The sequence below is a fragment of the Streptomyces sp. NPDC041970 genome (assembly GCF_055588985.1).
Window position 1 is genome coordinate 107,471 of sequence record NZ_JBVJCD010000008.1, and the last position, 6,414, is coordinate 113,884.

Here is a 6,414-nt window from a genome sequence, read left to right on the forward strand (position 1 = left end):
AGTGGCCCCATGGACGCACAACTGCTCGCTTTCACGGGCGTCGCGGCGGGCATGGTCGCCCTGCCCGGCGCAGACTTCGCCGTCGTCGTACGCAACTCCCTCGCCTCGCGCGCCGCGGGCCTGGCCACCGCGCTCGGCGTCGCCGGGGGGCTGCTGGTGCACACCGCGCTCGCGGTCGCCGGGCTCGCCGCGGTGCTGGTGGCGCTGCCCGCGCTCTTCCGCGCCGTCCAACTGCTCGGCGGCGCGTACATCCTCTACCTCGGGCTCAGCGCGCTGTACGCGCTCCGCCGCCGACGGCAGGACGGCGGCGACGCCCCGGCGGGCGGGTCGGGCCGGGGCGCGCCCGAAGGGCTGGGGCGAGCGCTGCGCCAGGGGTTCCTGACCAACGCGCTCAACCCCAAGGCCCCCGTCCTCTTCCTCAGCCTGCTGCCGCAGTTCGTCCCGGCCGGGCGACCGCCGCTGCCCAGAACCCTGCTGCTGGCGGCCCTGGTGGTGGCGCTGGCCCTGGTCTGGTTCCCGGCCGTCGCCCTGCTGGTGGACCGGCTGGGGCGGTGGCTGCGCCGCCCGCGCGCCGCCCGCGTGATCGAGGGCGGCAGCGGAGCGGCGCTGACCGGCCTGGGGCTCCTGCTGGTGACCGGGCCGCTCCTGCGCTGAGGCCGTTCGGCCCCCGGCAGCCGCCGGGGGCGCTGAGGCCGCCGGCGGCCCCGTGGGCCTCGCGGGCGACTCCCGGACGAGACCGGGGCCGCCCGCGAACCCGCGCACGTCGGATGCGTCGGCCGACGGTCAGCGGACCCGGCCGTACCAGACGCTCTTGGACCAGATCTTCGCCAGCCGCACCACGTCCCCCGATTTGGGGGAGTGCCAGATCTTCCCGGCCCCGGCGTAGATGCCCACGTGGTAGACGCTGCGTCCGGAGTGGAAGAAGACCAGGTCGCCGCGCTTGCGCTGCGACTTCGGGATGTGGCGGGTCTTGTTGTACTGCTGCTGTGCCGTGCGGGGAAGCTTCTTGCCGGCCTTCTTGAACGAGTAGACCGTCAACCCCGAACAGTCGAAACGGCGGGGACCGGCCGCTCCGTACTTGTAGGGGGACCCCTTCTTCGACGCGGCCACCTTCAGGGCCTTCGTCGCGTGGGTGGCCGCCTCGGCGTCGTTCACCAGGCCGGGCGCCAGCATCGTCGAGGACACGGCCAGAGTGAGCATCGAGGCCGTACCGACCCGAACGAACAGAGACGGGACATGAACCTGCGCAGTCATGCGCAACCCTTCGTCAGCCGCCTATGAAGGATGACCTGTCGGGTTCGGGCCGGCGAAGTCGCCCGGCCGCGTTCTGGGTCCCTCGTCGTCCGCGCCGGGCCCGGCTGTGCCCCGGTGCGCGTCCGCGGCGCCACCGTCGGCCGCCGACGCTGAGCGTCGGCCGCCTTCCGTGCCGTGCGGTCGCACTACCGGACCTCACCGGGTGTTCCGGCCTGATCCGACGAAGGATCCAAGCGGCTTCACCCCGAGGGCTTTCCGGTCTCCCGGTCCGCCCGTTGTGCTCGGGTCCTCCACTCCTGCCGATCCACTTCTGTCGACCAGTCATCCGCGCGGCGGCAGGACTCGGCGTCCGCCCGGACCGCCCCGCCGCGGCGGCGGGGGCTTGTCGTCTCAGGGATCTTGACTCACTCCGCGCCGGATTTCCGAGCCGAAACGGGCATTTGTGAGACTCCTCACCACTGATCCAACCGGGTGGGGAGGGGCTGTTCGCGCCTTCCGGCGTGTGCGGCGACCGGTCCCGTACCAGCGACGAAAGGGTGCATTTCGAGTAGGGCTCAGGCGTTCGCCGCAAGTCGGGACCTCGCTCGGGAGGGTGATCTCCTACGCCGAAAGAGCGAGGCGATCGGCGCGCGCGCCGGGCGTGTCGCGCGGTGCGCCGAACGGCCGCCCCGGTGGGCGGCGCCGCTCAGTCCGCCGGCGGCGGCACGGCGACGCGGCCCGCCCGGCGCTCCCCGTCCAGGGCGCGCAGCGCCCGCGCCAGGGTGGCCGCGTGGATGTGCGCCTCACCCCGCTCGTGCATCAGGGCCAGGGCGTCGCGCAGCGCCGCCGCCTTGGACGCCAGGGCCTGGGCGGCCCGCAGCGCGCTGTAGGTGTCGCTGCCTCGGGCCGGGTTGATCCGGCCGACCTGGTCGAGCACGGCCAGGTAGCAGTCGACGAACTCGCCCTCGGCGCGCGTCAGCGCGGGCAGGGGCGGGAGAGGGGGCGGCTCCATCGGCGGGTCACCTCGCGTCGTACGGCGGCTGGGAGAGGGCGCGGTTCCCCACGACGTGGTCCACCAGCCCGTAGGCGCGGGCGGCCTGCGCGTCGAGGATGGTGTCGCGCTCGATGTCGTCGGTGATCCGCTCGGCGCTCCGGCCCGTGTGCCGGACCAGCATGGCCGCGAACATCTCGCGGGTGCGGACCAGTTCGCGGGCGTGGATCGCCAGGTCGGACGGCTGGCCCCGCATCGGCTCCTCCAGTGCGGGTTGCTGGACGACTACCCGCGCACCGGGCAGGGCATGTCGCCGCCCCGGAGCCCCGGCCGCCAGCAGGGCCGCCGCGTAGGAGCCGGCCTGCCCGAGGCAGAAGGTCTCCACCTCGCACGTCAGGTACTGCATCGTGTCGTAGACCGCCGCCATCGCCCCGAACGTGCCGCCGGGGGAGTTGATGTAGAGGGACAGCGGCCGGTCGGGCTCGGCGTGCTCCAGGTACATGAACTGGGCGATCAGATCGCTCGCCGCCGTGTCGTCGATCGGGCTGCCGAGGAAGACGATGCGCTCGGACAGCAGCTTGGAGTAGGGGTCCAGCGTCCGGGTCCCGGTCGCGGTGCGCTCGGTGAACTGGGGGAGTACGTATCGGGCGGCGGGGCGGATCATGGCGGTGCCTCTCTGGGTGCGATGGGCGGTGCGCGGTGGTGACGGGTGCGCGGGACGCGGTCGGCGGCGCTTCGGCATCGCCGCCGAGCACCGGGGCCACGGCGACCGCGACGCCCGACCCCGTACCGCCCCGCCCCGCCGGCTCGGCGTGGGAGGCGATCCGCCCCCCGCCGAGCCGTGTTCATCGGCCGCGCCGGTCGTGCTCCGCCAGCCAGGCGTCCTCGGCCGCGTAGTCGAAGAGGTGTGCGCCGTAGTTGCTCAGCATCTTCGGGAACGCCTCGCGCCAGTCCCGCCCCGCCAGCTCCCCGGCGAGCCACTCGACCGTCGCCGGCAGCGATTCCGCGTACCCCGTCACCGGCCGGTATCCGAGCTGCCGCTCGGCGGCGGTCATGTCGAACACCACGGGATGGGCGCCGCTCCAGGGCGTCTCGCCGACGTGCCCCTCGGGCGGCGCGCCGTCGAGCAGCACCGTCTCCGTCCGCCGCCCCATCACCCGGTCGACGGCGGAGGCGATCTCGGCCACCGTGGGAGCCTGCGGGTCCGCCGCGTTGAGCACGCGCGAGCCGGGCCGCCGGGCGGCCAGCCGGATCAGCTCCGCCGCGTTGGCGACGTGGAGCGGGTGGAAGCGGCTCTGCCCGCCGTACGCGAGGACCCGGCGGCGCCGTCCGTCGACCAGCCGCTTCACGAAGTACAGCTCGCGCGGGGTGCGGCAGTACGGCCCGTGGACCGCGCCCGCCCGCAGGAGGGTCGTCGGCAGGGTCGCGCCGGCCGCCAGCAGCTCCCGCTCCAGCAGGACCTTCCGGGTCCCGTACGAGGCGTCCCCCGGCTCCACCGTGCGCTGCGTCTCCGGTATCGGCACCGGGTAGCGGGGGAAGCCGTCGCTCCGGTCCTGGGTGTCGAAGCTCCGGCCCGAGGCGTCCTCGTACACCGCGCCGCTGGAGACCACGACCGCCGAACCGATCCGGTCGGCCAGCCCGGTCAACTGCCGGGCGTGCGACCCGCCGAAGGCCACCATGTCGACCAGCACGTCGCAGCCGTCGCCCAGGGCCCCTTCCAGCGCCCCCTCCTCGTCCCGGTCGAGCGGCACCGCCCGGACCCCGTCGTCCCACCCCGCGTCCCGGCCGCCGCCCCGTGAGGCGGCGGTCACCTCCCAGCCGTCCGCGGCCAGCGCGTGCACCGCCGCCCGCCCGATCTGACCCGTCGCTCCCAGCACCCATGCGCGTCCTCGACTCATGCGGACGACGCTAAGGGCCGCGGACCCGGCCGGGCGGATTCCTACGCCCGCGGCGTATCCGCCGTCAGCGTCGCGCCTTCGGGAACCCTCGGCGCGGCGCGGCCTCCTGCTCGACCGCCTTCACCTTCGCCGCGTACTCGTCCACGTACTCCTGACCCGACAGGGTGAGGATCGCGTACATGATCTCGTCCGTCACCGCCCGGATCGCGGCCTTCTGGTCCTCCATGCCCGCGTAGCGCGAGAAGTCCAGCGGCTCGCCGAACCGGATGGCGACCCGCTTGATTTTCGGCACGACCTGGCCGGGCGGCTGGATCTCGAAGGTGCCCACCATGGCGCAGGGGATCACCGGGACCTGAGCGGTGATCGCCATCACCGCGACCCCGACCTTGCCCTTGTAGAGCCGCCCGTCGTGCGAGCGGGTCCCCTCCGGGTAGATCCCCAGCAGCTCGCCCCGGCCCAGCACCCCGAGCCCCTCGCGGATCGCGGCCCGCCCCGCGTCCTTGCCGGAGCGGTCCACCGGGATCTGCCCGGCGCTGCGGAAGAACGCCGCGGTCAGCCGGCCCTTGAGGCCCGGCCCCGTGAAGTACTCCGCCTTCGCCAGGAAGGTGATGCGGCGCTTGAGGATGGCCGGCATGAGGAAGTGGTCGGAGAAGGAGAGGTGGTTGCCCGCGACGATCGCCGCGCCCTCCTCGGGGATGTTCTCCAGGCCCTCGATGCGGGGCCGGAACAGCAGCCGCAGCACGGGACCCAGCACGACGTACTTCAAGACGTAATAGAACACCTTGTCGGTGCACCTCGCTCTGCCGGTCGGCGTCTTGGCTGCGTCTTACCACGTCACGGCGGTGCCGGGGGTTCCCGGCGCGGGCCCCGGAGCCGTCGGACGACCGTGGCGAACCGGTCACCCGGCTCGTACCCGCCCTCCGGCCCCTCAGGCGTCACCGCCCGCGGAACGGTCAGGTGTCCCGCACGGCCAGCATCCCGAGGGTGCACAGGCCGAGCACCACCCAGGCGAACCACAGCCAGCCGCTGCTTCCCAGCGCCACCGTGTACGCGGTCACCGCGACCAGCGCCCCGACGGTCAGGTATCCCATGGTCTTCGTCGATCCGGACATGCGCGCACGCTCCTCGCCGGCCGCGCGGCCGTTGCCCCCATGGTCACCCCGGTCGCGCCCCGCGCGCTACTGGCCGCGCGCCTGCAACGAGGCGAGGTAGGCGTTGTACGCCGCCAGCTCCTTGTCGCCGTCGCGGTCGGCGGCCCGGTCCGAGCGCCGCGCGGTGCGCTGGTCGGAGCGGTACCACTGGAAGACCAGGGCGATCAGCACCAGCACGGACGGGATCTCGCTGAAGGCCCACGCGATGCCCCCGGCCCAGTTCTGGTCGCTCAGCGCGTCGATGCCCAGCGAGGCCGGAGGGTCCTGGTACGTCTCCACCATCGGCGTCGACGCCATCATCAGGGCGATGCCGAAGAACGCGTGGAACGGCATTCCCGCGAACAGCTCCAGCATCCGCATCACGTACCCCGGCCGGTGCGGCCCCGGATCGACGCCCATGATCGGCCAGAAGAAGACCAGGCCGACGGCGAGGAAGTGCACCATCATGCCCAGGTGACCCGGCGTCGAACCCATCAGGAAGTCGAAGATCGGCGTGAAGTACAGGGCGTACAGGCTCGCGATGAACAGCGGGATCGTGAAGACCGGATGCGTGACGACCTTCATGTAGCGGCTGTGCAGCAGCTTCAGCAGCAGTTCGCGCGGCCCGGTCCGTCCCCGGCCCGCCGGCGGCAGCGCGCGCAGCGCCAGCGTCACCGGGGCGCCGAGCAGCAGCAGGATCGGCGCCACCATGCTGATCACCATGTGCTGCACCATGTGCACGCTGAACATGACCATGCCGTAGTCGTTCAGCTTGGTGCACATCACCAGGGCGATGCTGAGCACCCCCGCGGCGAAGAACACGATCCGGCCCACCGGCCAGCCGTCCCCGCGCCGTCGCAGCCGCGCCACGCCGTACCCGTACAGGGCCAGCGCCAGGAGGCAGCCGATCAGGAAGAACGGGTCGGCGGAGAACTCCAGCCCCCGCCCCAGCGTGAACGGCGGCAGATCCGTGTTCATGCCGTGCCCGCTGTGATCCATCTGTTCACTCCCGCTGGGGACGTCCCCGTTTCGTGCCGGTTGTCCGGTCCAGAGTAGAACCGCCCCCGGCCGCGCTCTCGGTGGAGGGGGGTTTCCGGGAGCGGGGGCCCCCCCCCCACCACACTCCCCCCTATCCCCCCCTCGTGTCTTTTTCTTTGGGAGT

8 protein-coding genes are annotated in these 6,414 nt (G+C 73.0%); 1 reads left to right on the forward strand and 7 read right to left on the reverse strand.

Annotated features, from left to right (window positions below; genetic code table 11):
- Positions 1–9: 9 nt before the first annotated feature.
- Positions 10–654, forward strand: a complete 645-nt coding sequence (locus ACZ6EJ_RS07000; protein WP_469265103.1) for a LysE family translocator — start codon at positions 10–12, stop codon at positions 652–654.
- A gap of 129 nt (positions 655–783) precedes the next feature.
- Here the strand turns inward: ACZ6EJ_RS07000 and ACZ6EJ_RS07005 are convergent, their stop codons facing one another.
- The 7 genes from ACZ6EJ_RS07005 to ACZ6EJ_RS07035 all read right to left on the reverse strand — a co-directional run bounded on the left by ACZ6EJ_RS07005 (position 784) and on the right by ACZ6EJ_RS07035 (position 6,251).
- A complete protein-coding gene (locus ACZ6EJ_RS07005; RefSeq protein ID WP_469265104.1) occupies positions 784–1,254 on the reverse strand; it encodes a C40 family peptidase in 471 nt (156 codons plus the stop codon).
- Between the two features lie 685 nt (positions 1,255–1,939).
- Positions 1,940–2,245 (reverse strand): hypothetical protein, encoded by a 306-nt coding sequence (locus tag ACZ6EJ_RS07010; RefSeq protein WP_469265105.1) that lies wholly within the window; start codon positions 2,243–2,245, stop codon positions 1,940–1,942.
- 7 nt (positions 2,246–2,252) lie between these two features.
- The gene (locus tag ACZ6EJ_RS07015) at positions 2,253–2,888 is read right to left on the reverse strand and encodes an ATP-dependent Clp protease proteolytic subunit (protein ID WP_469265106.1); all 636 of its coding nucleotides are present in this window, start codon (positions 2,886–2,888) and stop codon (positions 2,253–2,255) included.
- A gap of 181 nt (positions 2,889–3,069) precedes the next feature.
- Positions 3,070–4,101, reverse strand: a complete 1,032-nt coding sequence (locus tag ACZ6EJ_RS07020) for an NAD-dependent epimerase/dehydratase family protein (RefSeq protein ID WP_469265137.1) — start codon at positions 4,099–4,101, stop codon at positions 3,070–3,072.
- Positions 4,102–4,186: 85 nt separating this feature from the next.
- Positions 4,187–4,903, reverse strand: coding sequence for a lysophospholipid acyltransferase family protein (locus ACZ6EJ_RS07025; protein ID WP_469265107.1), 717 nt, complete (start codon positions 4,901–4,903; stop codon positions 4,187–4,189).
- 172 nt (positions 4,904–5,075) lie between these two features.
- Entirely contained in the window at positions 5,076–5,234 is a 159-nt protein-coding gene (locus ACZ6EJ_RS07030) for a hypothetical protein (protein WP_469265108.1), read from the reverse strand.
- A 66-nt stretch (positions 5,235–5,300) separates the two neighbouring features.
- On the reverse strand, positions 5,301–6,251 hold the full coding sequence (locus ACZ6EJ_RS07035) for a cytochrome c oxidase assembly protein (protein WP_469265109.1): 951 nt from the start codon (positions 6,249–6,251) through the stop codon (positions 5,301–5,303).
- Positions 6,252–6,414 lie beyond the last annotated feature (163 nt).

Coding starts and splice junctions, on each gene's coding strand:
- ACZ6EJ_RS07000 (WP_469265103.1), top strand. CDS start 10: ATGGACGCACAACTGCTCGCTTTCACGGGCGTCGCGGCGGGCATGGTC.
- ACZ6EJ_RS07005 (WP_469265104.1), bottom strand. CDS start 1,254: ATGACTGCGCAGGTTCATGTCCCGTCTCTGTTCGTTCGGGTCGGTACG.
- ACZ6EJ_RS07010 (WP_469265105.1), bottom strand. CDS start 2,245: ATGGAGCCGCCCCCTCTCCCGCCCCTGCCCGCGCTGACGCGCGCCGAG.
- ACZ6EJ_RS07015 (WP_469265106.1), bottom strand. CDS start 2,888: ATGATCCGCCCCGCCGCCCGATACGTACTCCCCCAGTTCACCGAGCGC.
- ACZ6EJ_RS07030 (WP_469265108.1), bottom strand. CDS start 5,234: ATGTCCGGATCGACGAAGACCATGGGATACCTGACCGTCGGGGCGCTG.
- ACZ6EJ_RS07035 (WP_469265109.1), bottom strand. CDS start 6,251: ATGGATCACAGCGGGCACGGCATGAACACGGATCTGCCGCCGTTCACG.